Raw genomic sequence first — 26028 nt, forward strand, 5'->3', positions numbered from 1 at the left:
ATGGGAGCAGAACATGGAAGATACATTAGAATATAGTACCGGTAAGAAACGAAATGTACTGAAAAGACTGCTAAGGTATGCGGGACCCTACTGGCCTTTGGTTACCATTTCTCTGATACTGGTACTTTGTATAACGGGTTTGGAATTGTATCGGCCTATCCTGGTAGGACAGGTTATCGATGAATTTATCACGAAGAAAAATTTTGCAGGAGTAAAAAAGATAGGGCTTATTTATCTTATCGTGCTTCTTGCAAGTTTTGTATGTAACTTTTTGCAGACTTGGATATTATCCCTTACGGGGCAGAATATCATCTATAATATCCGACAGGAGGTTTTTGAACATATTCAAAAACTTTCCCTCCGTTTTTTTGATATCACACCGGTGGGAAGAATTGTAACCAGAGTAACCAATGATGTGGAAGCATTAAATGATATGTATGCCAATATTCTGGTGAAGATGATTAAAAATGTGGTGAAGATTATAGGCCTTGCAGTTGTAATGGCAAGTCTTAACATTAAGCTGTCCTTGTATGCTTTTTTACTGATTCCTCTGATAGCACTGCTTACTTCTGTATTTACGCACATATCCAGAAAGACCTACAGACAGGTAAGAACCAGACTTACCTCAATCAATACATATCTTTCCGAGCATTTATCCGGAATGAAAGTGATACAGATATTTGCAAGAGAGAAGGAAAAACAGAAGGAATTCGAAGAGAAAAGCAAGGACTTACTGCGGGCTAACTTTAGAGAGATGATGGTATTTGCTATTTTTCGTCCGTCAATCTATATGCTTTCCATTGTTGCGATGGTAATTATTATAGGTGTAGGTGGAGAAGCTGTACTAAAAGATACCATTACCATTGGAACCCTCTATGTCTTTATCCAGTATATCGGCTCCTTTTTTGATCCTATTCAGGAGTTGTCGGAGCAGATAGGAACACTTCAGTCCGCTATGGCCAGTGCGGAAAAGATTTTTACAATTCTCGATGAAAAGCCTCTGGTTGTGAATCCCTTAAAGCCGACTTTGCTGCCGGAAGTGAAGGGTAAGATAGAGTTTGATCATGTCTGGTTTGCCTATGAAGAGGAGAATTGGATCTTAAAAGATGTAAGCTTTGTTATAGAGGCGGGACAAAGAGCCGCCTTCGTAGGAGCCACCGGAGCCGGTAAGTCTTCCATCCTCAATCTTATAGGCAGGTATTATGATGTACAAAAGGGGCGTATTACCATTGATGGTGTGGATATTAAAGAGATGGATACGGACCAGCTAAGGGGTGCTATCGGGCAGGTTCAGCAGGAAGTCTTCCTTTTTACCGGTGATATTAAGAGTAATATCCGATTAAAAAGAGATGATATCAGCGATGAAGACATTAAGAGTGCAGCAAGATATGTCAATGCAGACCATTTTATAGAAGAATTGCAGAATACCTATGAAGAGGCTGTGGCAGAGAGGGGAAGTACCCTTTCGGCAGGACAGAGGCAGCTTCTGTCCTTTGCAAGAACTCTGGCCTTTGACCCGGCGATTCTGGTTATGGATGAAGCAACTGCCAATATTGATACGGAGACAGAGCAGCTGATTCAGGAAGCACTGGAAAAGCTGATGACCGGAAGGACCACCATTATGGTAGCCCACAGGCTCTCAACTATTCAGCATGCAGATGTAATAATGGTAATGCATAAGGGAAAGCTTAGAGAAAAGGGAACTCATCAAGAATTACTGAATCAGAACGGTATTTACAGAAAACTCTATGAACTGCAGCTGTAAATAAAAAGAATATAAAAGTACCATTTTTACAGGTAAAAGAAATGGGCTGCCGCGAATCATTCATAGTCTGCGGCAGCTCATTTCTTCCTGTTAACATATTTAATTATCTAATAAATTCAGAAGATAATTGTACATATCTATATGTGCAGTGTTATAAGGATAGAAGGTATATCGAACAAGGTTAACTTCTCCTCTGTCAGTAAGAGGAAACATCACTTCAAAATCTTTCTTTTCATCATGGATGGCTATACTTATATAGGCGCTATTTTGTTTTGCTATCATAGTCTTTCGAAAGAATGGCTTAAAAATTTTATAGGAGCCGAATTGCTCCAGAAAGCTGTCAAGTTCTTCTTGGCTTAGTTCTTTGGTTTTTTCGGTTATGCCGTCTTTATCTGTATAACCAATCTTCATGTATGTGACATGGTGGTCAGTGAAATAGTGATTTAAAGTTACCGGTTTTCCAATAAGTATGTTATAGCCTAATCCTATCAGTATGAATACTAGAATTCCAGCAATAAGTCTTACTACAAGTCTTTTAAACATGGCTCTTCTATCCTTTCTAATTTACTCAACCAATAAAAATACATTCTGACATATCTTCAGTGAAGCGAAAATAGTTCTCAAAGTAATATTCCATTGCACCAATAAAACAAGCATCCTCTCCAAGAACAGAATATTGGATGTCAACGACTTCCGTCATTTTTTGAAAACCATGGTTCTTAATAGTAGAGGTCAGTTCCTGTAAGAACAAAGCTCCAAGGCTTCTGCCAGAACCGCCTAATATGATACGTTTAGGGCTAAATAAGCTGATAAGGTTACTTAAAGCGGCAGCCAGATTGTCAGCAATATACCCAATGGCATAATGGGCTGCCTTATCACCGTTCATAGCTGCAATCTGAATATCCGCATAGCTAAGGGGTTCCTTTAGGTCTAAAGGTTCGCTGCCTCCGCCTTCTCTTAGAAGTCTTGGCAAGGCTCTTTCACCAATCATAACTTCCAGACAGCCTCTATTGCCGCAGGCACAGGTAATTCCCTGGGCATCGATAGAATAATGACCGAATTGGGTCTTACTGCCGCCGGCTCCGCCAAGTAACTTCCCATCGACGAAAAAGGCAGAACCAATTCCCTGATCCAGATTGACAAATGCGAAGGTATCTTCCTTCTGCCTGGCAGAAGGATTCTCTGCATAGGCCAGACAAGCGGTATCATTTAAAAAGGCGATCGGAACCTCTTTGATTTCATTTCGTATATTCTCTATAACATCTAACTCATTCTCCAAGGGGAGTACGGTAGATAGAATTCTCTTGTTTTCTCTGTCCAACATAGCCGGCATAACAATACACAGACCGATAATCCGGCAAAACCCTTCCGCTTTTTCTGACAGACGAAAAAAAAGGCTGTTAAGGTTCTTGGCATACCCGGATACGGAAGTCAGGGAAAGGTACTGCTTTTCAAGCAAGCTGCCGTCCAAGGCAATCAGTGTACCGGTCATTAGCTCCGGTCCCCAATAGATAGCAGCGATACAGTGCTTTTCGCCGGTCAGGCTTAAGTGGTTTGGTTTCCTTCCTACCAGGCTGCTGGATGCTGTTCCGTTATCAGCCGCAAATTCCTTTTGAATCAGTTCATCGATTAAAGAAGATACGGTAGTTTTACTTAAACCGGTCATTTTGGCAAGAGAGGCTCTTGAGAGGCAGGCGTTATTCTTAAGCAGGTAATAGAGCTGCTTCATGTTGTTATTTTTAATATACTGCTGATTTATTTTCATAGGAGCTCCCTTGAACTTTTCGTACATATAATTACATAATTAACTTTACTATAAATTTCTGTCAGGTAAAAGTCAAGCAAGGATTGACAAGGTGCCTGTTTTGTGATATTCAATTAGTAAAGGCACTGGACTAATTATTATATGAAAGGTGATGGAGAAGATGAGAATTGGTGTTATCGGTTGCGGCGGAATGGGAATTACGCATATGCTCTCGTTAAAGACTCTTGCAGCTGGCTATGATATTGAGGTTATTGCAGTTGCAGATGTAAGAAAAACAGCAAGAAATAAAGCCCTAGAAGTATGGCCGGGTGCCATGGCTTTTGGGGATGGCCTGGAACTGTTAGAAGCAGTAAGAGTGGAAATGGTAGTAATATGCCTTCCTTCTTACCTGCATACGAAGTATGCTGTAAAAGCAATGGAAATGGGTATTCACGTATTTCTTGAAAAACCTGTCTGCTTAAAGGAAGAAGATTGTAAGCTGCTCTTAAAGACCCAGGAAGAAACCGGAGCTAAGGTTCTGGTGGGTCAGGTTGTACGTATGATGGATGAATACCATTATCTAAAAAAATTGATAGACGATAAATCCTATGGAAAGCTAAAGTCGATTACCCTGTGGCGCCTGAGCGGATTAGTGGACTGGGGTTACGAGAACTGGTTCAGAGACATGAACCGAAGCGGTTCTGTTGTCTTAGACCTGCATATACATGATGTAGACTTTTTAAGATACATCCTCGGAGAACCGGATAGGATTCATGTAAACGCCAGAAAAAATTCTGAAGGTATGCCGGAACAGGTCATTACCCAATATCAGTTTAAAGAGGTAATCGCATCAGCGGAGGCAATCTGGGATAATCCGCAAGGGTTTCCTTTTGAAGCAGGCTTTCGTGCTGTTTTTGAAAATGCTACCTTGGCATTTAACAATACTGGAAAAGATAAGCTTATAGAATATCACAAAGACGGAAAGATTAACATTCCAGACCTTAATAGAGAATTTCAGGCAACAGACCATACCGCAGGTATTAATATCTCTGAGATGGGACCATATTGCATAGAAATGAAGTACTTTCTTGACTGCCTGATCCAAAAGAAAGAAATAGAGGTACTGCCTCTCGTTGAAGGGGTTGGTTCTGTAAGGCTGTGTCTTAAAGAACTGGAATTAGCGCTAAACTGCAATGGGAATCAAGAATAATTTGTTAGAAAGGTATGGTTATATTATGAGAGTTGGAGCATTGGTACATCTAAGAGAAGATTTTAGAAAGCAGATGGAAGAATTAAAAGCAATGGGTATGAGCAGCTGTCAGCTGGTTTGCTGGGATATGAGTATGATGACAGAAGATACAGCAGATAAGATTAATCAGGCCACTAAAGAAATTGGTATTACTATTACCGCCTTTTGGTGCGGGTGGCCCGGTCCCATAACCTGGGACTTTTATGAGGGACAGCGAAATCTTGGCTTAGTTCCGGCTGAATACAGAACAATGAGAGTAGAAGCACTAATAAATGGTTCTACATTTGCCCGATTGCTCTCTGTAAGAGACCTGGTAACTCATGTGGGATTTATACCTGAGAATCCATATGACGAGAATTACCATCAGGTAGTGGAAGCTGTAAAGCAGATTGCTGTTGTCTGCAAGAAAAACAACCAGAACTTTCTCTTTGAGACCGGCCAGGAGACGCCTGTTACTTTAAGACGGGCAATTGAAGATACCGGTATGGACAATATCGGAGTAAATTTAGACCCTGCCAATCTATTAATGTATGGCAAAGGTAATCCGGTGGAGGCACTTGATATTCTGGGGAAATATATATTTGGTGTACATGGTAAGGACGGGCTTTATCCAGTAGATGGAACTCATCTGGGAGAAGAAAAACCTCTGGGAGAGGGACTTGTAAATTACCCTAGATTTATCAATAAACTGAAAGAAATCGGTTATACCGGAGACATCACCATAGAGCGTGAGATAGAGGGCGAGGAACAAAAGCGGGATGTATTAAAAGCAAAAGCCTTTATAGAGGAGTTACTAACAAAGTAATCGGGACAGGGAGGAAAAAAATGGTTTGTTGCAGACAGGCAAGAAGAGAAGAGTACGAAGAAATAATAGATTTTATCAATTATGTTTTCAGCCAAAATGAGGCTCCTCATGATTTCAAGAAGCTTCTCCCTAAGCTATATAGGGATGGAAATAATTATGCGGAGTATCATTATCTGATTACCGAGGAAGAGAAGATTAAGGCATTGGTATGTGCTATGCCGATATCTTATCGAATTGGAGAGAGGGAGTTAAAAGCCTGCTGTATCGGCATGGTGTCGGTACATCCCTATGCCAGAAGCAAAGGGTATATGAAACAGTTATTAAGCTTTGTTACAGAAGAGCTGAAAACACAAGGATACCAGTATATCTTCCTTGGAGGACAAAGGCAAAGATATGAATATTTCGGCTTTGAACCCTCCGGTGTTCAGGTTCGATTCACGGTAACGGAGACCAATGTTCGTCACTGTTTAAAGGAGGTTGATGCTTCTACGGTTGAACTGGTGCCTCTAAAAGAGAAAGAATTGATATCACAGGCATATGCATTGTATAATAAGCAGCCGGTTAAAGCCATTCGAAAAGAAGATGAGTTTTTTGATATACTCTGTTCCTGGCAATGCAAACCCTATGGAATACAGATTAACTCTGAATTTGCAGGGTATCTTTGTTTAAGTCAGGATGGCGGAGTGAATGAAATTGTTCTTAAAAACACAGAGGATTATCCTTATGCTTTAAAAGCACTAGCTGGTTTTAAGGGCAACGAAAGAAATACCTTTGTGGCCTCCCCTCTTGAAGCAGATAAAATAAACTTCCTTATGAAACTTGCAGAATCTTATGAAATAGGTACTTGTGAAAATTACCTGATTTTAGACTGGAAAGAAGTCATAGAAACACTCTTAGCTGCAAAGGCAGGAGTTGAATTCCTGGAAGAAGGCAGCCTTATCATAAAAATCGGTAAGAATAACTTTGAAATCAAGCTAAAAGATAACGTGCCATCTGTTGGTAAAGTAGAACTGGCAGCAGATATTACCTTATCAGAGCTGGAGGCTGCAGCACTATTGTTTTCTTATGCCGGTGATTTCAAACTACCCTTATACGGAAAAAATCTGGATGTAAGTAAAGGGAACTGTATAAAGAGCTGGTTCCCCCTGCCCCTTAATGTACAACCTATAGATTGCTGCTAAAACAGATGCTTCATGTCATATCCTGCAGCAAGTTTCAATTAGCCATGCAAAGAATACAAGGTATAAATATAGGCTGAATTGACTGCCGGGAATCCTTAATATTTCTCCTATGGTATTATCTTTCAAATTATGGTAATATATAAACTATTATTATTTTATTGAGTTATCTAAAGGAGATATATAAAGTAGGATTTTACGTGCAGCTTTGGTTACCGGTCAAGGCTTGCAAGTGCAGGAAAGGGCATGGTTATTTGTATGACTGAATTTCTGGTAAAGAAATTTGTAAAAGATTATGACAATACGGGAAATGCTAAGGTACGCAGTGCTTATGGTATACTTTCGGGATGTGTCGGTGTAATATGTAATATTGTTTTGTTCCTGGTGAAACTTACAGGAGGATTTTTGATAAATAGTATCTCAGTGACAGCTGATGCATTTAATAATCTTTCAGATGCGGCGTCTTCCATTGTAACCTTGGTCGGGACTAAGTTCGCCCAGAAGCCGGCGGATAAGGAACACCCCTTCGGACATGGAAGGTCAGAATATATCGCAGCGTTTATTGTTGCCTTCCTGGTATTACAGGTGGGCTTTACCTGCTTTAAGAATTCCTTTGGTAAGATTTTAAAACCGGAGAGTGTTGTTTTTAATATCGGTATATTAGTCCTTCTTGTTCTTTCTGTACTGGTTAAACTCTGGCTTGCCATTTTTAACAGAGGACTTGGACAAAAGATTAATTCCGGTGTTCTAAAAGCAACCGGTACGGATGCGTTCGGAGATGTGCTGATTACATCTGTTACGATAGTATCTATTATAATAGGACGTATTACCGGATTAAAGATTGACGGATGGATGGGTGCCATTGTTTCTGTTGTTGTAATTATTGCAGGTTTTAATATTGCAAAGGAAACCCTGGAGCCTCTTTTAGGGGAAGCCATCGATAAAGAAACCTATGATAAGGTGACGGAAAAAGTAGAAAGTTATAAGGGAATCTTAGGAAGCCATGATTTGATAGTTCACAACTACGGACCATCTCATATAATGGCCACAATACATGTTGAAGTGGAATCCAAGGAGAATCTGGAGGGGGTACATGAGATTATTGATAGAATCGAGAGAGATGTTCTAAGAGAATTGGGAATCTTTCTTGTAATTCATGTGGACCCGGTAGATTTGGAGGATGAAGAAAATCTTCTAAGAAAGCAGGCGATTCTGGGCGTGATAGGGGAGATTGAGCCGAAAGCATCCGTCCATGATTTTCGGATAGTAGAAGAGGAAGAGAGGATTAGATTAATATTTGATATGTTAATTCCCTATTCTTATGGGGAGAAACAAAGAGAGCAGCTGTTAAAAGCAATGGAGAAAGCCCTAAAAGAATTGAATGAAAAATATGAATTGGTCGTAACCCTTGATAACAGTTTTGTCAATGAATAGGGGTACCTCCTATTCATCAGAGGAAAATCTGGTTTCCAAAATCTGTGTGTTGAACCTTCTATGTCATTATGTTAACCTTATTAAGCAACTTACTTGTGACGAACAATAAGGAGGGCAACAATATATGAAAAGATTTTTCATATCTTCAGTTCTTATAGCAACTCTGACAATCGCATCCGTTTTTTCAACGGATCTTAATAGCAATAATGCTGCAAATGGATCTACAGCATACGCTTTGACAGCTACAGCAGATGCTGCAGTAGTAAATTCCATCAAATCATCCACACCTACTCTAAAAGCAACTGTAAGAACAGCTGCGACAACTACTCTAAAAGCAGGAAATGTAAGTAAAGCAAACGGATATTATATCTATCGTGCTGCTTCCTACGATGGAGCCTATAATTATATCGGCAAAACAACAAACGGCAGTTATACAGACAAAGGACTGAGTGCTGCTAATAGTTACTATTATAAAGCAAAAGCATACAAAGTAATAAATGGTTCGAAATATTTCAGTAAAATGTCTGAAGCAGCAGGTGTAACCCCTACTCTTTCAAAAACGTCCTACATTACCGCACAGAGCAGCACTCCCGGTACTGCATCCGTAGCTTGGACAGCTATAAATGGTGCCGGTAAAACTTATGTTTACCGTTCCACAAATGCTAATGGAACCTATAAGTATGTAGGAAGCTCAACCTGTACAAGCTTTACCGATAATAGTGTAACGGCTGGAAAGACTTATTATTACAAGGTAAGAGGTGTTAATAACGATAACGGAGTACAGTATTATGGTGTTTATTCCTCAAGTGCCTCTGTTAAGATTAAGACTTCTGGCGGCACTACTGTCAGCCCCACCCCTACAACGAAAGTCACTCCGACCCCTAGTTCCGGCAGTGATGCCAACAAAGGCAACAGCAGTTTTGCTAATCAGGTGCTTAAGATTGTAAACCAGGAACGTGCAAAGGCCGGCGTATCAGCATTAACTATTTCCAACGAATTAGTTGCACCGGCGAATAAACGTGCAAAAGAAATTAAGGAGTCTTTCTCTCATACAAGACCTAACGGTACGGCATGGAGTACGGTATTAAAAGAGTATAATGTTAGTGTAGGTGCCGCTGGTGAGAATATTGCGTATGGTTATAATACACCGGAAGCTGTTATGAATGCTTGGATGAATTCAGAAGGACACAGAGCAAATATCTTAAGTAAAAATTATAAACACATCGGTATCGGTGTATATGAGTTAAATGGTACTGTATACTGTGAACAGTTATTCTCGGATTAACATGAATATGCATAATGAAACAATTAATATAAAGTAAGTTTGCGCATTTGAATTACAGCTATTGCAAAGAAGCCTTATTACAACCTTCATTCATATAGGAAGGGAAGTAATAAGGCTTCTTTACAGTGTTTTATCAGTGTTATTTAACCAGTGTTCCGTCTGTAGAAACAGTAACTACCTGCCAGGGGATAATTTTACCGCTTGCTAACATGGCGTCTTTTACTGCATTTACAATTCCGCCGCAGCAGGGAACAATCATACGGATAATAGTAATGCTTCTAATGTCATTTTGCTTAAATATCTCTGCAAGCTTTTCAGAATAATCTACATCATCTAGTTTTGGACAACCGATAACGGTAATACGATTCTTCATAAACTCTTCATGAAAGCCTGCATAAGCGTAAGCAGTACAATCGGCAGCGATTAAAAGATCTGCTCCTTTAAAATAAGGGGCATTTACCGGAACCAGTTTAATCTGCACAGGCCATTGCATTAGTCTTGAGATACTTTCAGCACTAATCTGAGTCTTTTGTTCTGTCTGTTCTGCGGCGGTAACCCCAGCAGGACGAAGAGACTTTGCCTGAGAGCCTGGACAGCCATAAAAAGGTACTTTAGCAGGTACTTTCTCTTCGGGTTTCTTTTGATTCCGAAGAACTTCTTCTTCATTGTATTCAAGAGCTTCTCTTTCTTCAAAAGTAATTGCTCCGGTAGGGCAAACAGGAAGGCAGTTGCCAAGTCCGTCACAGTAATCATCACGAAGAAGTACTGCTTTGTTATCGATCAAACCGATAGCCCCCTCATGACATGCATTAACGCACAGTCCACAGCCGTTGCAGGCTTCTTTGTCTATTTTAATAATCTTTCTTACCATCTTTTTATCCTCCAAGGAATTCATATCATAATAATTGTTGTTTGGTTGCCTGGTTCTTAATTCTAATCATATTATACTGGTTAAAAAAAGAATAATCTGTTGTATTTACAACAAATTATTCTTTTTCTTCAGTTTTTTTGAAAAGTTGTCAGTACGTTCCTGGTTTTTATTGCATCAGTACAAAGATAGTGCTACACTTTTTAACGTCCTTAATTTATTAAGGACATGTGAAAGTCTCAGCATTGCAATAAAACACATCGGAAGTTTTTATAGTTAAAAATTTAAATAGTTTTCATTGATTCAGGAGTATCAGGTAGAAGATTAATATTTACAGCCAATTAAAGATTGGATATTCACGAAGGAGGTAAGAGTGAAAGAGAAAGCTTTCATTCCCCCTGATTTTGTACGCGTGCTAAAGCACGCAGATGGGAGCCAAATATGAAGAACGCAGTATTTTTAAATAGTTCAAAAGTTGATTTTGATGGTAAGCTAAATTTTAATGCACTTAAGAAAGAAGCCAACATTACCTTATATGAGAAGACAGAAGAAGAAGACATACTCACTAGGGTAGAAGGGCAGAACATTGTGATTACAAAGGAAATACCCATGGGAAGAGAGTTAATAGAGAGACTTCCGTCTTCTGTGGAACTGATTTGCGAGGCTGGGACAGGTTATAATAATATCGATATCAAGGCAGCTAGGGAGAAGAATATTACCGTGTGCAATATTCCATCTTATAGTTCCGATGCGGTCTCCCAATTAGTACTAGCTTTTATACTCTCTTTATCCTCCTCCCTAACGGTACAGCAAACTATGATAAGAGAAAAGAAGCTTGATAACTTTTCAAGCCATCTTCAAGTAAATCATTTTGAAGTGAGCGGAAAAACTCTTGGCGTAATCGGAGCTGGCAAGATTGCATTGGAGGTAATAAAAAGAGCAAGAGCTTTTAATATGAACGTATTAGTTTACAGCAGAACGGTAAAAGACTTAAAGGATGAGAATATACAGTTTGTATCCCTGGAGAAGTTATTAACGGACAGCGACTTTGTTACTATTCACTGTCCGTTAACGGAAGAGACCAAATATTTAATCCAGAAAGAAAAGCTTGCGCTGATGAAACCTAGTGCGTACCTGATAAACACTGCAAGAGGTGCCATCATCAAAGAAGCAGACCTGGTGGAGGCTCTTAGAGCTGGAGTAATAGCAGGAGCAGCTTTGGATGTATTAGAACAGGAGCCGGCTACGGCGGATAACCCTTTGTTATCACTCCCTAATTGTATTCTTACCCCTCATATTGGCTGGCAGTGTCTAGAGACAAGACAGAGGTTGCTTAATATGCTGGCAGATAATATCCATGGCTTTTTAACAGGTAATGTTCAAAATTGTGTAAATTAATTTTCTTTTTACATTATAAAGAACATTTATAACTTGAAAGATTTTACAATACCGTCTAATTCGGTAGCATTCTCCCGGTTACTTTCGACCATTTTCCTGGTATCGGAGGTAAGGGAAACAATATCAGTATCTCTTGCGGCAACATCACTGACTCCGGCGGAAGAATCTTCTACCATGTTATTGATTTCTGTAATGGAGGTACTGATATTCTTTAATTCTCCTTTCAGTAAATCGATACCGCTGTGGATAGCTTCTAAGGAATGATTTATTTCTCCGGCATTTTCACCATATTCACTGCTGGTTTCAAGAAATGAATTATAATCAGTAAGTATATTCTTCTCCCAAAAGTCCAGTGAACGGTTAAGGCTTTCTGTTAAAGCTCTTACAGCGGAATTTACTTCGGCGGTTATAATGTTAATGTTCTTAACTGTACCTGCGGATTGGTCGGCCAGAGAACCGATTTCATTGGCTACTACGGAGAATCCCCTGCCGGCTTCTCCTGCTCTGGCAGCTTCAATAGAAGCGTTTAAAGCCAACAAGGTGGTCTGATCGGCAATTTCTTTTATTACATTGGTAAGCATATTAATCTTGCTTACTGCTTCCGCCTGGCTGATTGCAAGTGCGGTATCGGTTTTAAACTGTTCATAGGTCTCTTTAATTCTTACTACTGCCGTTTCTGTCGTTGCCTTCAACTGTCCTGCACGCTTTATTAAAAGAGAAGATTTATCGATGCCATCGCTTGCCTTGGTATAGATGGATTGGGAATGGTTCTCTATATTTGCGATATTATTGCAGATGAGGGAGGTGGTGGCAGCGGTCTCTTCCATGCTGGCGGATAACTCCTCGGCGGTAGCACTGTTATCAGAGGCGTAATCATTCACGGATTTGGTTATGTTATTCAGGTTGTCGGCAGTCCGAAGCATGTTATCTGAGGCATTACCAATCTTTTGTATCATACCTTTCAGATTGTTTCTCATAGTTTCAATGGCCCTTCCCATTTCGCCCGTCTCATCCTTATATTTTAGAATTGTCTGAAAAGAAGCATCTTCTTTAAAATCAAGAGTTGCGGTTTTATTAATATAACTTGTAAGACAGCGTATAGGTTTTGTTATGCTTCCGGCAAAAAAGTAGGCCAAAAGGGTAAGCAGAACCGTTAATATTAAGGTAATGGTCATTGAGTTAAAAGTAGCTTTATTAAGAGGAGCCATAATTTCTGATTTATCCACTGCAAGAACGAGAAGCCAATGATTGCTTTGTAATATACTATAGGAAGCGTAGGTTTTTTTGCCGTCGTAGTCATAGGTCAGAGTAGTGGCTGTAGGAGTAGTGCCAGCTTTGATTTCCTTTGTAAGGTTATTGATAACCTCAATATTTAAGTTGGAACCGATAACCTCAGACTTGGGATAATAAATAACATTTCCATTTGTATCCAGAAGATAGGCATATGCGGTATCCATACCGGATAAGGAGACTTCAGATAACAGGCTGCTAAAAGCAGAAGCTTTTACCGTTACCGTTATCATACCTATTACTTCTGCATTGGATTGGTTTACGTCATTGGAGTTCTCTCCTGATGTGGCCTGTGCAGCTGAATCCTCAGGAACAGTAGTTGTTGGCGGCAGGGCACTTATATTATTGTGGGTAGGGGACATAGCAGCACCCATCCCCATTTCGATGTTACGAAAAGGAATGGCAAAAGTGATACAGGGACTGTTACTGGTATCTGAAACAAAGACGTCACTTTCAGCATCTGTCCCATTCGTGAGAGCAGTTTTGAAATAAGCTTTGCTTGAGATATTCGTTCCTTTTAAAGAAGCTTTGGAACTATAGAGGATGGTACCGTCGGTACTGACAAGGCTGACATCTTCTCTGTTTTCATCCATATTTAAAAACATAGATATGTAATTATCTATACTGCTGGTGTCTGCTGTGGTTGTCCCATCAGTGGATTGCACCAGGGCTTTTATCTCCTTGGACTGCATTAAGAATTGTGCGGAGTTACTGATATTATTCACAGCTTCGTTCATATTTTTACTGTAGGAATCAGCCAGATTCTTCATTGTAGCTTGTGTATTACTCGTAATCGTAGTTTTTGATACCCTGTTAATAGCTGTGAAATTTATCACAGATGCTATTATGATAAATGCTGCACATAACAAAGAAATCTTAACCTTTATTGACAGTAACCCGGATTTCCCTTTATCTGTAGTATTTCTGTTTTTCATTCTGTCACCTCTTGAGTCCCTTTCCAGATATTATTTTTTCATGAAAAGAATACCAGATCACTTTGTAACAAGTATGAATAAACTGTGTAAAAACAGTGAATTACCTCTTCGGGACTGCTGGAGATACGAGAGGACAGCAGTCCCGATTATTTAGACTGAAAAAAAATCTATAAGAGGTACCGGACCTTCAAGCAGTTTTCTTTCAACATAGAGTGAGCCGTCAGACCTTGTTGTGACAAACCACTTGACTAAGGAAATGGATTCATTTTCAATTTCGATGGAAGTAATACATCGAGGATGAACACAGCTTCCGTCGTTAAAGTACATAGGCTCGCCCAAGGCTGGGAAGGTAGGTCTATGGGTATGACCGGCAATCAGCATCTGGTGGTGCTTATCACACCATTCCATCAGATATTTTTCTACTTTTTCTTTCTTATTATGATTCTTGGAGGTACTGGTGGGATCTTTTACACCAATAACTTCAAAGGGCCTCCAGAGATATCGAACAAGAAATCTGGCTAGACGCCAAAGGGTATTATTAAAAAAATCTGCCTGATGCCCGTGTACCAGCAAGATCTTATGCTCCGTATCTTTGATACGAAGTACCAAAGCTTCTCTGACATGAATACCAGGCAGCAGAAGCAGTGTCTTTTTATAGCTCTCATTATAGTAGGTGGTGAAATTCTCCTTTACATAAGCAGGGTTTCGTTTCACAATGTCATGATTCCCATAGAGCATATAGAACCGTTTATTCTCATAAAACCTAGAAATCATCCAGAAGGCATAACTGTGGGCTGCAATAATGTCTTCTTCTGAACGGTTCTCCCATAGTTCATCACCGTCGCCCAGTTCAATATAAATGAAGTTATTTTCATAGTAATAATTGAGTGCAGCAAAATAAAGGTTTTGATTGCTGAATAAATTGTCCCCCCAATTACCGGTGCCTCTATGGCAATCACTGATTAAAACTATTTTTGAACCTTTATTGATCAGAATTTCTTCGGCATTTTGATAGGCTGCATTAAGCCTTTTCTCCACAGACATGGAATGCCTCCCCTCCGTTTTGATTTTATTCTTTCTCTTTCATAGCAAGAATCTCTGCCTTACTCTGTGCGCTGTATTGATTAAGCAGGTTGAAGTTCTTGAAGATATCCTGTGAACAGCGTACATTAAGGATCTTGTTGTACATCTTAGGGGCTTCTTCTTTCACAAAAGCGAATTTATCTAATGGGTCTCCGATTAATTTCGTTGCTTCATTATATGCGTAACAATTCCGTTTATTATTGGTTTGCATCATATATTCCAAAATCGGAGTACGGGTATGGGGCTGTTTGGATTTGGGTTTATCATAAACAAAACCAACGGTATTATCTCTGTAGGCTATTTCACTTCTTTTATAGCCGGCATCCACTAAACCCTCAATAAATGCATCTCTCATAGCGGTATCTTTCAGTGTAACCTGTGGATACATAACCAGGTCTTCCGGTTCTGAGAATTCTCCAAGTCTGAACCCAGTAAGCCACCAGTGAGTTTCCTTTCTGGAGAAAAGCAACTTGCCTTTTTTCATAAGAGTGAAGGCCATCGGTATTCTCTCTTCATCCGTTACGGCTTCGTAGAAAGTACCATAGAAAAGACTTGGAATATCAAGATAGGGAACGGTGGTATTATAAATACCGATTTCGCATCCGGTGGTCATTCCATATTGCCCTTTCCAGAATTCAAGCAGCCATTTCTTTCCCCCATATTCAAAATAAATAGGTTCACAGTCAATAATCATACTAAAAGCTGCACAACCCTCGTCATAAAGCCTGCAATAACCGCATTCCCTCTGCCAGCAGTTCATAATTGAATAGAACATATTTTGCGGAGGATAGTAAGCAAAACCAAATGGTTTTAAATCCTTATTAATATCTACGAATTTAGTAGACTGGGTATTTGCAATAGGATACATTAATTCTTCTTCCTGCTCATAACTGGTTGCTCTTACAAGCGGGAGATAGAGACTTGCATCCTCTGAAATCAGAAGGGACTTTCTTTTGGTTTTTCGTATTGCATTTTTTCGTTTCAGTGATTGAGTAATTTTTATCATAAAAGAGGCTCCTTTCGTTTAAATAAAAGAAAGATGCATAAAATAAAGAATATGCCATATTATCATATTCTTAAGGAAAGTCATGTGTTAAAAATATTTAATAATAGTAATAATAACTAGTTGTAATTTTAACAATCTTGAGTTAAAATAAGGCTAGGAAATATACCAAAATTAGTTATTTTATCAAATACGGATTTTAGGAGAATCAAATAAATATTTGATACCCTCGAAAGGAGATTATTATGAGTAAAATAGTAGTAGTTGGTGCAAATCACGCAGGAACAGCAGCTCTTAATACGATTCTAGATAATTACAAAGGAAATGAGGTTGTAGCCTTTGATTCTAATTCCAATATCAGCTTCTTAGGTTGTGGTATGGCATTATGGATTGGCGGGCAGATAAGCGGACCGGAAGGGCTATTCTATTCCAATAAAGAGAAGTTAGAAGACAAAGGTGCCAGAATTTATATGGAAACACCGGTAGAAGCCATCGATTATGACAAAAGGATAGTACATGCCAAAGGAAAAGACGGAACAGAGTATCATGAAAGTTATGATAAATTAATCCTTGCGACCGGTTCAGTTCCCATTATACCTAAGATAGAAGGAATTGAATTAAAGAATGTTCAGCTCGTTAAACTCTATCAGAATGCGGCAGAGGTAATTGAAAAGTTAAAGGATGAATCCATTAAGGATGTAGTAGTTGTTGGAGCCGGTTACATTGGTGTGGAGCTGGCAGAGGCTTTTGTACGTAATGGGAAGGAAGTAACGGTTATTGACTGTGTGGATACCTGTCTGTCGGGCTACTATGACAAAGATTTCACAGACATCATGAGGGAAAACCTGAGAAATCATGGTGTAAAACTTGCTTTTGGTGAAACTGTGCAAAAAATGGAAGGTAAGGATAAGGTTGAAAAGGTTATAACAGACAAAGGCGAGCACAAAGCGGATATGGTAATTATGGCAATTGGCTTCCGTCCTAACACGACACTGGCCGGAGGACAGCTGGATCTGTTCCGCAATGGGGCCTTCCTGGTAGATAAACATCAGCAGACCAGCCAGAAAGATGTATATGCTGTTGGCGATTGTGCTACTGTATATGATAACTCCATTCAGGAGGTGAATTATATTGCATTAGCTTCCAATGCAGTAAGATCAGGAATTGTGGCAGCTCATAACAGCTGCGGCAACGAGCTGGAATCTGTCGGTGTGCAAGGGTCTAACGGAATCAGTATCTGGGGATTACACATGCTCTCAACGGGACTTACTCTTGCAAAGGCTGAAAAGCTTGGAATAAAAGCAGCTGCTGTGGATTATGAAGATTATCAAAAACCTGCTTTTATAGAAAAGAACAACCAGAAAGTTAAGATAAGAATTGTCTATGACAAAGACTCAAGAGTAGTATTAGGAGCCCAGATGACTTCTGAATACGATATATCCATGGGACTTCATATGTTCTCCCTGGCAATTCAGGAAAAGGTAACTATTGATAAATTAAAGCTGGTAGATCTCTTCTTCCTGCCTCACTTTAACCAGCCCTACAGCTACATTGCATTGGCGGCCTTGAAAGCAGAGTAGTAGGAATTATTGAAAAGAATAATTCCTACGCATGTATGTGCCTGCGAAATCCTCGGCACAAACATGCAGCGTGTTGGAAAGGCATGATTGTAGTAGGAATTATTGAAAAGAATAATTCCTACGCATGTATGTGCCTGCGAAATCCTCGGCACAAACATGCAGCGTGTTGGAAAGGCATGATTGTAGTAGGAATTATTGAAAAGAATAATTCCTACGCATGTATGTGCCTGCGAAATCCTCGGCACAAACATGCAGCGTGTTGGAAAGGCATGATTGTAGTAGGAATTATTGGAAAGAATAATTCCTACGCATGTATGTGCCTGCGAAATCCTCGGCACAAACATGCGGTATGTTGGAATGGTTTGATAGTAGTAGGAGAAATCCTCAGCACAAACAATACCCCCATAACTTGTTGGAAGTTATGGGGGTATTTTATCGCTAGGGTATTAGTTTTTTATTTAAGATCTTCTGCCTTTTTCTGTTTCCTGTTCTCGAACAAGGTGGTTAATTTCTTTTCAGACCACTGGAAGAACATAACAAGCAGAGTAATAATGATGATAACGCAGAAGATACTCAACATACCTTTCCACATAATATCGAGAGACTGAAATAATCTTTCTTCCATATAAAACTCCTTTCATCCCGAATATACGGGGTTCAAACAAACTGTTTACTTTAAGATTGCTGTCAGTAGATTTAATATAATACCTCCGGCTAATACAGAAGCTATCTGTCCGGATACATTTGCACCAATGGCATGCATCAAAAGATGGTTGGTAGGATCTTCTTTAATGGCAAGCTTTTGTACAACGCGAGCTGACATAGGGAAGGCGGAGATTCCGGCTGCGCCGACCATCGGATTGATTTTATTCTTACGGAACAGATTAATAAATTTAGCAAACATAACACCACCGATAGTGTCGAATATAAAAGCAATCAAACCCAGAATCAGAATCAAAAGTGTCTTCCAGGTTACAAAGACATCTGCTCTCATACTAAAGGAGATAGTAATACCAAGCAGGAGAGTAACCAGATTAGCTAAGATATTCTGTGCTGCATCGGATAGAGAATTTAACACACCACATTCTCTTAAAAGATTACCAAACATAAGGAAACCAACTAAGGAAACAGATTGAGGAGCTACAAAGCCTGCAATAATTGTTACGGCAATGGGGAATATTATCTTTAATCTCTTCGAAACAGAAACAGGATTATATGGCATCCTGATAAGGCGTTCTTTTTTCGTAGTTACTGCTTTAATGGCGAGAGGCTGTACAAGAGGTACTAACGCCATATAGGAATATGCCGCGACTGCGATAGGCCCGATATAGTTGGACTTTAAGATTTGTGATACCAGGATGGAAGTTGGGCCGTCTGCGGCACCAATGATACCTACAGAGGCAGCATCCGGAAGTGAAAATCCCATCAGTACAGCTACAGTTATGGTAAAGAAGATACCAAACTGGGCAGCAGCGCCAAATAAGAGCATTATGGGATTGGATAAAAGCGGACCAAAATCTATCATAGCTCCTATACCGATAAATAACAGCAAGGGCAGGGCTTCTGAAGCTTCGATGCCGGATTCAAAGAGCCATTGAATAATACCATGTGTATTACCGATGCCGGGAAGTACCTGGTCGATAACACCGGAAAGGGGAAGGTTAACTAAGATTGCGCCGAATCCCATGGGAAGGAGCAGAGAAGGTTCATAGCCTTTTGCAATTGCAAGATAAATTAATAGGGCACCCACACAGTACATAATAATTTGCGGGATTGTAACAGAGGTAATACCCGATAGTAAAAAATCCATTGTAAATCTCCCTTCGTACTTGTATAACTATTGTTGACAGGGTTTTGCCTTTCGTACCTGATTCAGCTTTTTTCCTAGGTCTTCATAACATAAAAATAGCCTGTACCCAAAATGGGACACAGGTCTTGTCGATTCATATAAAAATCAGAGCGTCTATGTCCAAGCTGATAAAATAACTGCATACTCGAAAATCAAGTTTGATAAAAGAATATACCGACTACTCCCCCAATATCTAATTACTTCTAACAGTAGCATAAAAGCAAGGGGAAGTCAATAAAAAACCACATTTTTCAACATGTTTGAATACGAAAAGAAGGCTATTTTCTAAGCGTTGATTGGTTCTAAAACATAGATTTAATGGATTGTTCCATAGGGGATATACTACAGAAAAGGAGGCATCACATGGCAGATTAATTGCGAACAGTGACATTTGGGTTATTGTTTGATATAATGTGGAAAACTAGATCTGGATGAGACAGGCCTTAAGTGGGAGCTGCCAATGGCGGCAGATTGGAGAAAATTATGATACGGGAAACCTTCGATAAGATAAAAGAACAGGAAAATATCAGGGAGAATCTGATACAGTTAAAAGCAGAGCTAAAAGAAGAACAGGGAAAGACTGCTCTTTTGTATTATATAGGTACAGAGTATAATGTTTTATTGGAGCTTTTAAAGCACGATGACCCAAAGGTGAGAAAAAACACGGCTTTGATACTGGGAGAGCTTGGTATAAAAGAAACTCTGGAATGGATTTACAAGGCTTATGAAAAAGAAGAGCAGATGTTTGTTAAGAGTTCTTATCTCGCCGCCATTAAGAATTTTGATTATACAACATATCTGGAGGCCTTAGAGGAAAGATATCATAATTTAAATAACACTGCGGTGTCGGAAGACAGCCGAAAGCATATAGAAGAAGAAATGAGACTCTTATCTCAATTGATACGAAAGGCAAAAGGGGCAGAGAAGCATATTTTTACAGGTTATAGGGTTCCTTCTTCTGTGGTGCTTCTTACGAACAGGAACTATATTGGTGTTACGCTAGAGCAGCTTAAACCAATGAAAGCAAAGGAATTTAACGCAGGAGTTATGGTAGAATGTAACGACCTGAACCGGATACTTCCTATAAGAACCTATTCAGAGCTTTTATTTATGCTAACGGATATAAAATCCATTGACAAAGACATTGCGTTGGGAGCAAAGGCCTTGGCAAAAAGCAGCCTTCTTAAGTTTCTGGGGGAAAGGCATAAAGGAGATGGCCCTTTTTATTTTCGAATTGAGCTGAAATCCAAAATGGAACTTGATAAAAGAAGCAATTACACGAAGAAATTTGCAGCAGAATTGGAGCGGCTAACAAAGAGGCAGTTAATTAACAGTACTTCTGACTATGAATGGGAACTTAGATTAATAGAGAACAAGGAAGGCAGATTTAATGTGCTGATAAAGCTCTCTGCGTTAAAAGATGAACGTTTCCTTTATCGAAGAAATGTCATAGCGGCCAGCATTCATCCATCCATGGCAGCGCTCGTTGCAGCCCTGGCGAAAGATTATCTTAAGGAAGATGCACAGGTATTGGACCCTTTCTGTGGAGTGGGCACCATGTTAATCGAAAGAAATAAGGCAGTAAAAGCCGGAACGATGTATGGACTAGATATTTTTGGAGAGGCAATTGAAAAGGCAAAGGAAAATACGGCTGCCAGCGGTGATACCATATATTATATTAATCGAAATTTCTTTGACTTTAAGCATGAATATTTGTTTGATGAGATTATAACCAATATGCCAAGAGCTTTGGGACAGCGAGAAGACAGTGAAATTCGAAGATTATACCGAGAATTTTTCTTAAAGGCAGGAGAGCATATGAAGCGTGATGGAGTAATTATTTTATATTCCCATGTCAAAGATTATGTTTATAAATTCTACGACAGAACAATATTAAAACTTGTAGATGAGTTTGAAATTTCCAAAAAAGAAGGTGCCTATGTTATAATCTTTAAAGTACTTTAAAGAAGGTATCTTTTTATTAAAAAGCCTGTCTAGACCATGTGTTGGTGGTTTAGACAGGCTTTTTTTCACAGATACGTAATCTATTCTAATCTATTTTCACAGCAAGGAGTCAAGAGCTCGAGATGTATAACAGCAGCTCTCAGTATCAATGGTTCGTAAAGCTTAGAAATCCTTACTTAAAAGGTATACTGCAAAAGTGTTGTTTGTTTTGGTATCATAATTAACGGATATATAACCATTTTGATACTTAAAGTGCATATCACCGTTTTTGTCACTTACAGGGTCTCCAAACGCATTCTTAAAGCTGTCAATTTTATCACCTATAAGGGCACCATTAAAATCAATATCAGATCTTTGAGTAAATACCTGGCTTACGGTTTTGTTTTCTGTATCCAGCCATACACGGATTCCGTTGTCTTTAAATTCCAATCCGCCTTCATCTATGGTAGCAGGATCTTCACCCATATTCTTTATCAAGTCTTCTTTGCTCTTCCCTAATAAGTCAAAGTATTGGGTAAAGCTGACTGCTTCGCTTACATCCGTTGGAGTTACAGTAGGAGTTGCTTCGGTACCTGTAGTGTTATCAGAAGGAGTAGTTTCGGTATCGGTAGTATTATCAGAAGGAGCGGAAGTATTGGTATCCTTTGTACCTTGATTACTATCTGTATTAGTACTTACCGGGTCATTTGAGTTGTTAGAGCCAGTAGTTTTTGAAGTACCGCTAAGGCTTGCACAGCCCGTTAAAAGTGTTAAGCATAATAATGTAATAATAGCCCATTTTGTTGAAGTCTTTTTATATTTTGTAATCATAATTATTCTCCTTTTACTTTGTTTTCCTGCAAACCCTGCGGTTCCCGGAACCAGGCGCAGTTCGTTCATTTTTCTCATGATATTCAATATGGTTAAGCCGTATTGTTTGTATTCATCTTCGTTTAGAATATTAAGTACGCAGGCATCGCAAGAGATTTCACAATCCTGTTTCATCTGATGAAGGGAATACCAAATAACAGGGTTGAACCAATGTATTCCCAGAAGAGTAAGTCTAATCAGATTCAAGGCTAAATCTCTTCTTTTAATATGTGTCAGTTCATGTAACAGAATAAAACTCAATTCTTTCTCCGATAGATGCTTCGAAGTTTCCTCCGGTATTAGAATCTTAGGATGTAAAATACCCCAGACCATAGGTGACTTGATCCGATTGTGATAAAGCAGAGTAACCTTTCGGGTTAAATGCAGTTTCTCTGTGCATTGATGGAAGGTTTTCAAAATACCTTCATCTTTACAAGGAATACATCTTCTCAATTTCAGATAGAAGATAAGATTAACAAATAAAATATAGGTATAGATAAGCAAAACACCAGTGAACCATAGATAAGCTATAAAGTGTATATTTAAAGTAAGGCTATTATCAGACTCTGGTGCCTTTGTTATTGGTTCATTAACCGGTGAGGCTTTCGTTGTAGAGCTGTTAGCAGCTTCAGTATTATTATGAATTAATTCTGAATTTGTTCTGCCTTCGCTCAAAGACTGCTGACCTTCATAAACTTTCGGTGACAGATCAAAGTGATATAAGCTAATGGGACTTTCGATGGTAAAAGGTATTAAAAGCCGAAATAGCAGCAGAAGCCATATATAATATTGAAACATGGCATTTAACCTGTTCTTTAATATACCTTTAAGCAGGAGTATCCCAATTGCCGGAATACTTCCCATAACGGACAGCTTAATAATAAATTCGAATACGTTTACAATAATAACACCACCGCCTTCTTATTTTAATTTTTCATCCAGTAGTTTCTTTAAGTCTTCCATTTCCTCCGCTGAAATCTTTTCATCATGGATAAAATTCGCAACCAGGTTATAGATTGAACCTTCATATATTTTTTGAATGAAAGAACCGGTTTCTTCCTGGATACAGTCTTCCTTTGTGACAAGAGGAAAGTATTTATACTGTCCGGAATTCTTATCAATACCAAGAGCATTTTTCTTAACCAATCTGGCAATCAGAGTATGGATGGTTTTAGGGTTCCAATTGGTTTCTTTACTTAGGGTCTCAATTATTTTTGTAGTTGTCTGCGGTGATTCCTTCCATAGTACTTTCATAATCACCCATTCTGCGTCGGATATCTTGCAATTCGTATCCTTCAAAACATAGCCTCCTTCTTACACATGTAGTCTATCTGTAGATTACACTTGTAGGAAGCAATTGTCAAGTAAAAAATGGATTTTTAATAAAAGATTACATAATAAGGGAAATAATTGCAGATATTTATAGTAAAAGAAGATATTCTTAGTGTTAAGATAAATCTTTCTCTTTATATTGAAAAAGATTAAGAAAAGAGTTGACATTTCGAGGGAGGGGTGTTATCCTATGTACCTGTGCTGCGACAGTAGCACAAAATATTCAGAAAATAATGTAAATAAATTGTTGTTGACAAACAATAATAAACATGTTACTATAAACAAGCGTTTTGAGAAGTAACATGACAGAAATCTTCTGAAATGTATGATATTGAATTAATTGTTTGTGTTTTATGTGAAAAATGAAAAACAAAAACAAATTTTAAAGTTGATTATCAAACTGAAGAAATTAAACGAAATGAATGATAAAAAAACTTAAAAATAAATGTTGACAAACAATTATCTCTGTGTTATAGTAATAAAGCACTGACGAGCTGCTGAAAACAAAATAAAAGAAACCACTTAAATGGTTGCTAAGTTTGTTGGATAAGTTCGAAAGAGCATACAGAACCTTGATAACTGAACAGTGAAACAACCCTGAAATTTTCTTTAAAATTTCATTGAGAGATAGAAGAGAATGTTACTTCTTATTTATAAGAAATGACAGCATCGGAAATCGATCATAAAGAACCGTATCAGAAATGATACAACCTTAAAAACAGTAAAATAGTAGGTAGCTTCGGCTACAGACTATCGGAAATAACAATTGTTCGAATCTTAGATTTGAATAGCCAATGTTAATTCTGAAAATGATTAAACTTTAATTTGAGAGTTTGATCCTGGCTCAGGATGAACGCTGGCGGCGTGCTTAACACATGCAAGTCGAACGGAACTTGTAAGCGGAAGTCTTCGGATGGAAGCTTACTTGTTTAGTGGCGGACGGGTGAGTAACGCGTGGGTAACCTGCCTTACACAGGGGGATAACAGCCGGAAACGGCTGCTAATACCGCATAAGCGCACAGTGCTGCATGGCACAGTGTGAAAAGATTTATCGGTGTAAGATGGACCCGCGTCTGATTAGCTAGTTGGTGGGGTAACGGCCTACCAAGGCAACGATCAGTAGCCGGCTTGAGAGAGTGAACGGCCACATTGGGACTGAGACACGGCCCAAACTCCTACGGGAGGCAGCAGTGGGGAATATTGCACAATGGGGGAAACCCTGATGCAGCGACGCCGCGTGAGTGAAGAAGTATTTCGGTATGTAAAGCTCTATCAGCAGGGACGAATAAATGACGGTACCTGACTAAGAAGCCCCGGCTAACTACGTGCCAGCAGCCGCGGTAATACGTAGGGGGCAAGCGTTATCCGGATTTACTGGGTGTAAAGGGAGCGTAGACGGTGATGTAAGTCAGATGTGAAAGCCCGGGGCTCAACCCCGGGACTGCATTTGAAACTATGTTGCTAGAGTGCAGGAGAGGTAAGTGGAATTCCTAGTGTAGCGGTGAAATGCGTAGATATTAGGAGGAACACCAGTGGCGAAGGCGGCTTACTGGACTGTAACTGACGTTGAGGCTCGAAAGCGTGGGGAGCAAACAGGATTAGATACCCTGGTAGTCCACGCCGTAAACGATGAATACTAGGTGTTGGGGGTCAAAAGACCTTCGGTGCCGTCGCAAACGCATTAAGTATTCCACCTGGGGAGTACGTTCGCAAGAATGAAACTCAAAGGAATTGACGGGGACCCGCACAAGCGGTGGAGCATGTGGTTTAATTCGAAGCAACGCGAAGAACCTTACCAGGTCTTGACATCCCCCTGACCGGTCCGTAACGGGACCTTTCCTTCGGGACAGGGGAGACAGGTGGTGCATGGTTGTCGTCAGCTCGTGTCGTGAGATGTTGGGTTAAGTCCCGCAACGAGCGCAACCCTTATTCTTAGTAGCCAGCGGTTCGGCCGGGCACTCTAGGGAGACTGCCAGGGATAACCTGGAGGAAGGCGGGGATGACGTCAAATCATCATGCCCCTTATGATCTGGGCTACACACGTGCTACAATGGTGACTACAAAGGGAAGCGAAGCTGTGAAGTGGAGCAAATCCCAAAAAGGTCATCTCAGTTCGGATTGTAGTCTGCAACTCGACTACATGAAGCTGGAATCGCTAGTAATCGCGAATCAGAATGTCGCGGTGAATACGTTCCCGGGTCTTGTACACACCGCCCGTCACACCATGGGAGTTGGAAATGCCCGAAGTCTGTGACCCAACCGTAAGGAGGGAGCAGCCGAAGGCAGGTTCAATAACTGGGGTGAAGTCGTAACAAGGTAGCCGTATCGGAAGGTGCGGCTGGATCACCTCCTTTCTAAGGAAGTAAGTAAGGGTTGTTTTACTGTTGAGTTATCAAAGCGGTTTCTGATGAAACTG

General features: G+C 39.6%; 19 protein-coding genes and 1 rRNA gene. 10 read left to right on the top strand and 10 right to left on the bottom strand.

Features of this window, described 5'->3' with window-relative positions; translation table 11 throughout:
- Positions 1 to 13: 13 nt before the first annotated feature.
- A complete protein-coding gene (locus tag bsdcttw_RS02700; RefSeq protein ID WP_185257890.1) occupies positions 14 to 1765 on the top strand; it encodes an ABC transporter ATP-binding protein in 1752 nt (583 codons plus the stop codon).
- A 99-nt stretch (positions 1766 to 1864) separates the two neighbouring features.
- On the opposite strand, the gene bsdcttw_RS02705 is transcribed toward bsdcttw_RS02700, so the two are convergent.
- Together bsdcttw_RS02705 and bsdcttw_RS02710 are read right to left on the bottom strand one after the other, a co-directional pair.
- On the bottom strand, positions 1865 to 2308 hold the full coding sequence (locus bsdcttw_RS02705; protein WP_185257891.1) for a hypothetical protein: 444 nt from the start codon (positions 2306 to 2308) through the stop codon (positions 1865 to 1867).
- Positions 2309 to 2333: 25 nt separating this feature from the next.
- Positions 2334 to 3530: an ROK family transcriptional regulator gene (locus bsdcttw_RS02710; RefSeq protein ID WP_185257892.1), complete on the bottom strand. Its 1197-nt coding sequence runs from the start codon at positions 3528 to 3530 to the stop codon at positions 2334 to 2336.
- 160 nt (positions 3531 to 3690) lie between these two features.
- Here bsdcttw_RS02710 and bsdcttw_RS02715 point away from each other — a divergent pair, with 160 nt between their 5' ends.
- From bsdcttw_RS02715 to bsdcttw_RS02735, 5 genes are all read left to right on the top strand, one after another.
- Positions 3691 to 4719 carry a Gfo/Idh/MocA family protein gene (locus bsdcttw_RS02715; protein ID WP_185257893.1) on the top strand — a complete coding sequence of 343 codons (1029 nt, stop codon included), beginning with the start codon at positions 3691 to 3693 and terminating at the stop codon, positions 4717 to 4719.
- A 25-nt stretch (positions 4720 to 4744) separates the two neighbouring features.
- A complete protein-coding gene (locus tag bsdcttw_RS02720; protein ID WP_185257894.1) occupies positions 4745 to 5563 on the top strand; it encodes a sugar phosphate isomerase/epimerase family protein in 819 nt (272 codons plus the stop codon).
- 20 nt (positions 5564 to 5583) lie between these two features.
- Entirely contained in the window at positions 5584 to 6744 is a 1161-nt protein-coding gene (locus bsdcttw_RS02725; RefSeq protein WP_185257895.1) for a GNAT family N-acetyltransferase, read from the top strand.
- Positions 6745 to 6999: 255 nt separating this feature from the next.
- On the top strand, positions 7000 to 8175 hold the full coding sequence (locus bsdcttw_RS02730) for a cation diffusion facilitator family transporter (protein WP_185257896.1): 1176 nt from the start codon (positions 7000 to 7002) through the stop codon (positions 8173 to 8175).
- A 124-nt stretch (positions 8176 to 8299) separates the two neighbouring features.
- Complete coding sequence (locus bsdcttw_RS02735; protein WP_185257897.1) at positions 8300 to 9460, top strand: CAP domain-containing protein; 1161 nt, start codon at positions 8300 to 8302, stop codon at positions 9458 to 9460.
- A 139-nt stretch (positions 9461 to 9599) separates the two neighbouring features.
- On the opposite strand, the gene bsdcttw_RS02740 is transcribed toward bsdcttw_RS02735, so the two are convergent.
- Positions 9600 to 10331, bottom strand: a complete 732-nt coding sequence (locus bsdcttw_RS02740; protein WP_185257898.1) for an ATP-binding protein — start codon at positions 10329 to 10331, stop codon at positions 9600 to 9602.
- Positions 10332 to 10769: 438 nt separating this feature from the next.
- Here bsdcttw_RS02740 and bsdcttw_RS02745 point away from each other — a divergent pair, with 438 nt between their 5' ends.
- Positions 10770 to 11726 (top strand): NAD(P)-dependent oxidoreductase, encoded by a 957-nt coding sequence (locus tag bsdcttw_RS02745; RefSeq protein WP_185257899.1) that lies wholly within the window; start codon positions 10770 to 10772, stop codon positions 11724 to 11726.
- A gap of 26 nt (positions 11727 to 11752) precedes the next feature.
- On the opposite strand, the gene bsdcttw_RS02750 is transcribed toward bsdcttw_RS02745, so the two are convergent.
- From bsdcttw_RS02750 to bsdcttw_RS02760, 3 genes are all read right to left on the bottom strand, one after another.
- Complete coding sequence (locus bsdcttw_RS02750; RefSeq protein ID WP_185257900.1) at positions 11753 to 13951, bottom strand: methyl-accepting chemotaxis protein; 2199 nt, start codon at positions 13949 to 13951, stop codon at positions 11753 to 11755.
- Between the two features lie 150 nt (positions 13952 to 14101).
- The gene (locus bsdcttw_RS02755; RefSeq protein ID WP_185257901.1) at positions 14102 to 14995 is read right to left on the bottom strand and encodes a metallophosphoesterase; all 894 of its coding nucleotides are present in this window, start codon (positions 14993 to 14995) and stop codon (positions 14102 to 14104) included.
- A gap of 25 nt (positions 14996 to 15020) precedes the next feature.
- Positions 15021 to 16040, bottom strand: a complete 1020-nt coding sequence (locus bsdcttw_RS02760; protein ID WP_185257902.1) for a DUF4474 domain-containing protein — start codon at positions 16038 to 16040, stop codon at positions 15021 to 15023.
- Between the two features lie 239 nt (positions 16041 to 16279).
- On the opposite strand from bsdcttw_RS02760, the gene nox reads away from it, so the two are divergent.
- Positions 16280 to 17617 carry a H2O-forming NADH oxidase gene (gene nox / locus bsdcttw_RS02765; protein ID WP_185259673.1) on the top strand — a complete coding sequence of 446 codons (1338 nt, stop codon included), beginning with the start codon at positions 16280 to 16282 and terminating at the stop codon, positions 17615 to 17617.
- 454 nt (positions 17618 to 18071) lie between these two features.
- Here the strand turns inward: nox and bsdcttw_RS02770 are convergent, their stop codons facing one another.
- A complete protein-coding gene (locus bsdcttw_RS02770; protein ID WP_185257903.1) occupies positions 18072 to 18242 on the bottom strand; it encodes a hypothetical protein in 171 nt (56 codons plus the stop codon).
- 45 nt (positions 18243 to 18287) lie between these two features.
- Positions 18288 to 19427, bottom strand: a complete 1140-nt coding sequence (locus bsdcttw_RS02775) for a sodium ion-translocating decarboxylase subunit beta (protein WP_185257904.1) — start codon at positions 19425 to 19427, stop codon at positions 18288 to 18290.
- Positions 19428 to 19949: 522 nt separating this feature from the next.
- On the opposite strand from bsdcttw_RS02775, the gene bsdcttw_RS02780 reads away from it, so the two are divergent.
- The gene (locus tag bsdcttw_RS02780) at positions 19950 to 21431 is read left to right on the top strand and encodes a methyltransferase (RefSeq protein WP_185257905.1); all 1482 of its coding nucleotides are present in this window, start codon (positions 19950 to 19952) and stop codon (positions 21429 to 21431) included.
- Positions 21432 to 21593: 162 nt separating this feature from the next.
- Here bsdcttw_RS02780 and bsdcttw_RS02785 read toward each other — a convergent pair whose 3' ends face one another.
- Together bsdcttw_RS02785 and bsdcttw_RS02790 are read right to left on the bottom strand one after the other, a co-directional pair.
- Positions 21594 to 23144, bottom strand: coding sequence for a M56 family metallopeptidase (locus bsdcttw_RS02785; protein ID WP_185257906.1), 1551 nt, complete (start codon positions 23142 to 23144; stop codon positions 21594 to 21596).
- Between the two features lie 57 nt (positions 23145 to 23201).
- The gene (locus bsdcttw_RS02790) at positions 23202 to 23579 is read right to left on the bottom strand and encodes a BlaI/MecI/CopY family transcriptional regulator (protein WP_185257907.1); all 378 of its coding nucleotides are present in this window, start codon (positions 23577 to 23579) and stop codon (positions 23202 to 23204) included.
- 854 nt (positions 23580 to 24433) lie between these two features.
- Between bsdcttw_RS02790 and bsdcttw_RS02795 the strand changes: the two genes are divergently transcribed.
- A 16S ribosomal RNA gene (locus tag bsdcttw_RS02795) occupies positions 24434 to 25966 on the top strand.
- Positions 25967 to 26028: the final 62 nt, after the last annotated feature.

Source organism: Anaerocolumna chitinilytica (assembly GCF_014218355.1).
GTDB lineage: Bacteria > Bacillota > Clostridia > Lachnospirales > Lachnospiraceae > Anaerocolumna > Anaerocolumna chitinilytica.

Bases quoted from the DNA above. Each gene is read 5' to 3' on its own strand.
- bsdcttw_RS02700 (WP_185257890.1), top strand. From the start codon at position 14: ATGGAAGATACATTAGAATATAGTACCGGTAAGAAACGAAATGTACTG.
- bsdcttw_RS02705 (WP_185257891.1), bottom strand. From the start codon at position 2,308: ATGTTTAAAAGACTTGTAGTAAGACTTATTGCTGGAATTCTAGTATTC.
- bsdcttw_RS02710 (WP_185257892.1), bottom strand. From the start codon at position 3,530: ATGAAAATAAATCAGCAGTATATTAAAAATAACAACATGAAGCAGCTC.
- bsdcttw_RS02715 (WP_185257893.1), top strand. From the start codon at position 3,691: ATGAGAATTGGTGTTATCGGTTGCGGCGGAATGGGAATTACGCATATG.
- bsdcttw_RS02720 (WP_185257894.1), top strand. From the start codon at position 4,745: ATGAGAGTTGGAGCATTGGTACATCTAAGAGAAGATTTTAGAAAGCAG.
- bsdcttw_RS02725 (WP_185257895.1), top strand. From the start codon at position 5,584: ATGGTTTGTTGCAGACAGGCAAGAAGAGAAGAGTACGAAGAAATAATA.
- bsdcttw_RS02730 (WP_185257896.1), top strand. From the start codon at position 7,000: ATGACTGAATTTCTGGTAAAGAAATTTGTAAAAGATTATGACAATACG.
- bsdcttw_RS02735 (WP_185257897.1), top strand. From the start codon at position 8,300: ATGAAAAGATTTTTCATATCTTCAGTTCTTATAGCAACTCTGACAATC.
- bsdcttw_RS02740 (WP_185257898.1), bottom strand. From the start codon at position 10,331: ATGGTAAGAAAGATTATTAAAATAGACAAAGAAGCCTGCAACGGCTGT.
- bsdcttw_RS02745 (WP_185257899.1), top strand. From the start codon at position 10,770: ATGAAGAACGCAGTATTTTTAAATAGTTCAAAAGTTGATTTTGATGGT.
- bsdcttw_RS02750 (WP_185257900.1), bottom strand. From the start codon at position 13,951: ATGAAAAACAGAAATACTACAGATAAAGGGAAATCCGGGTTACTGTCA.
- bsdcttw_RS02755 (WP_185257901.1), bottom strand. From the start codon at position 14,995: ATGTCTGTGGAGAAAAGGCTTAATGCAGCCTATCAAAATGCCGAAGAA.
- bsdcttw_RS02760 (WP_185257902.1), bottom strand. From the start codon at position 16,040: ATGATAAAAATTACTCAATCACTGAAACGAAAAAATGCAATACGAAAA.
- bsdcttw_RS02770 (WP_185257903.1), bottom strand. From the start codon at position 18,242: ATGGAAGAAAGATTATTTCAGTCTCTCGATATTATGTGGAAAGGTATG.
- bsdcttw_RS02775 (WP_185257904.1), bottom strand. From the start codon at position 19,427: ATGGATTTTTTACTATCGGGTATTACCTCTGTTACAATCCCGCAAATT.
- bsdcttw_RS02780 (WP_185257905.1), top strand. From the start codon at position 19,950: ATGATACGGGAAACCTTCGATAAGATAAAAGAACAGGAAAATATCAGG.
- bsdcttw_RS02785 (WP_185257906.1), bottom strand. From the start codon at position 23,144: ATGGGAAGTATTCCGGCAATTGGGATACTCCTGCTTAAAGGTATATTA.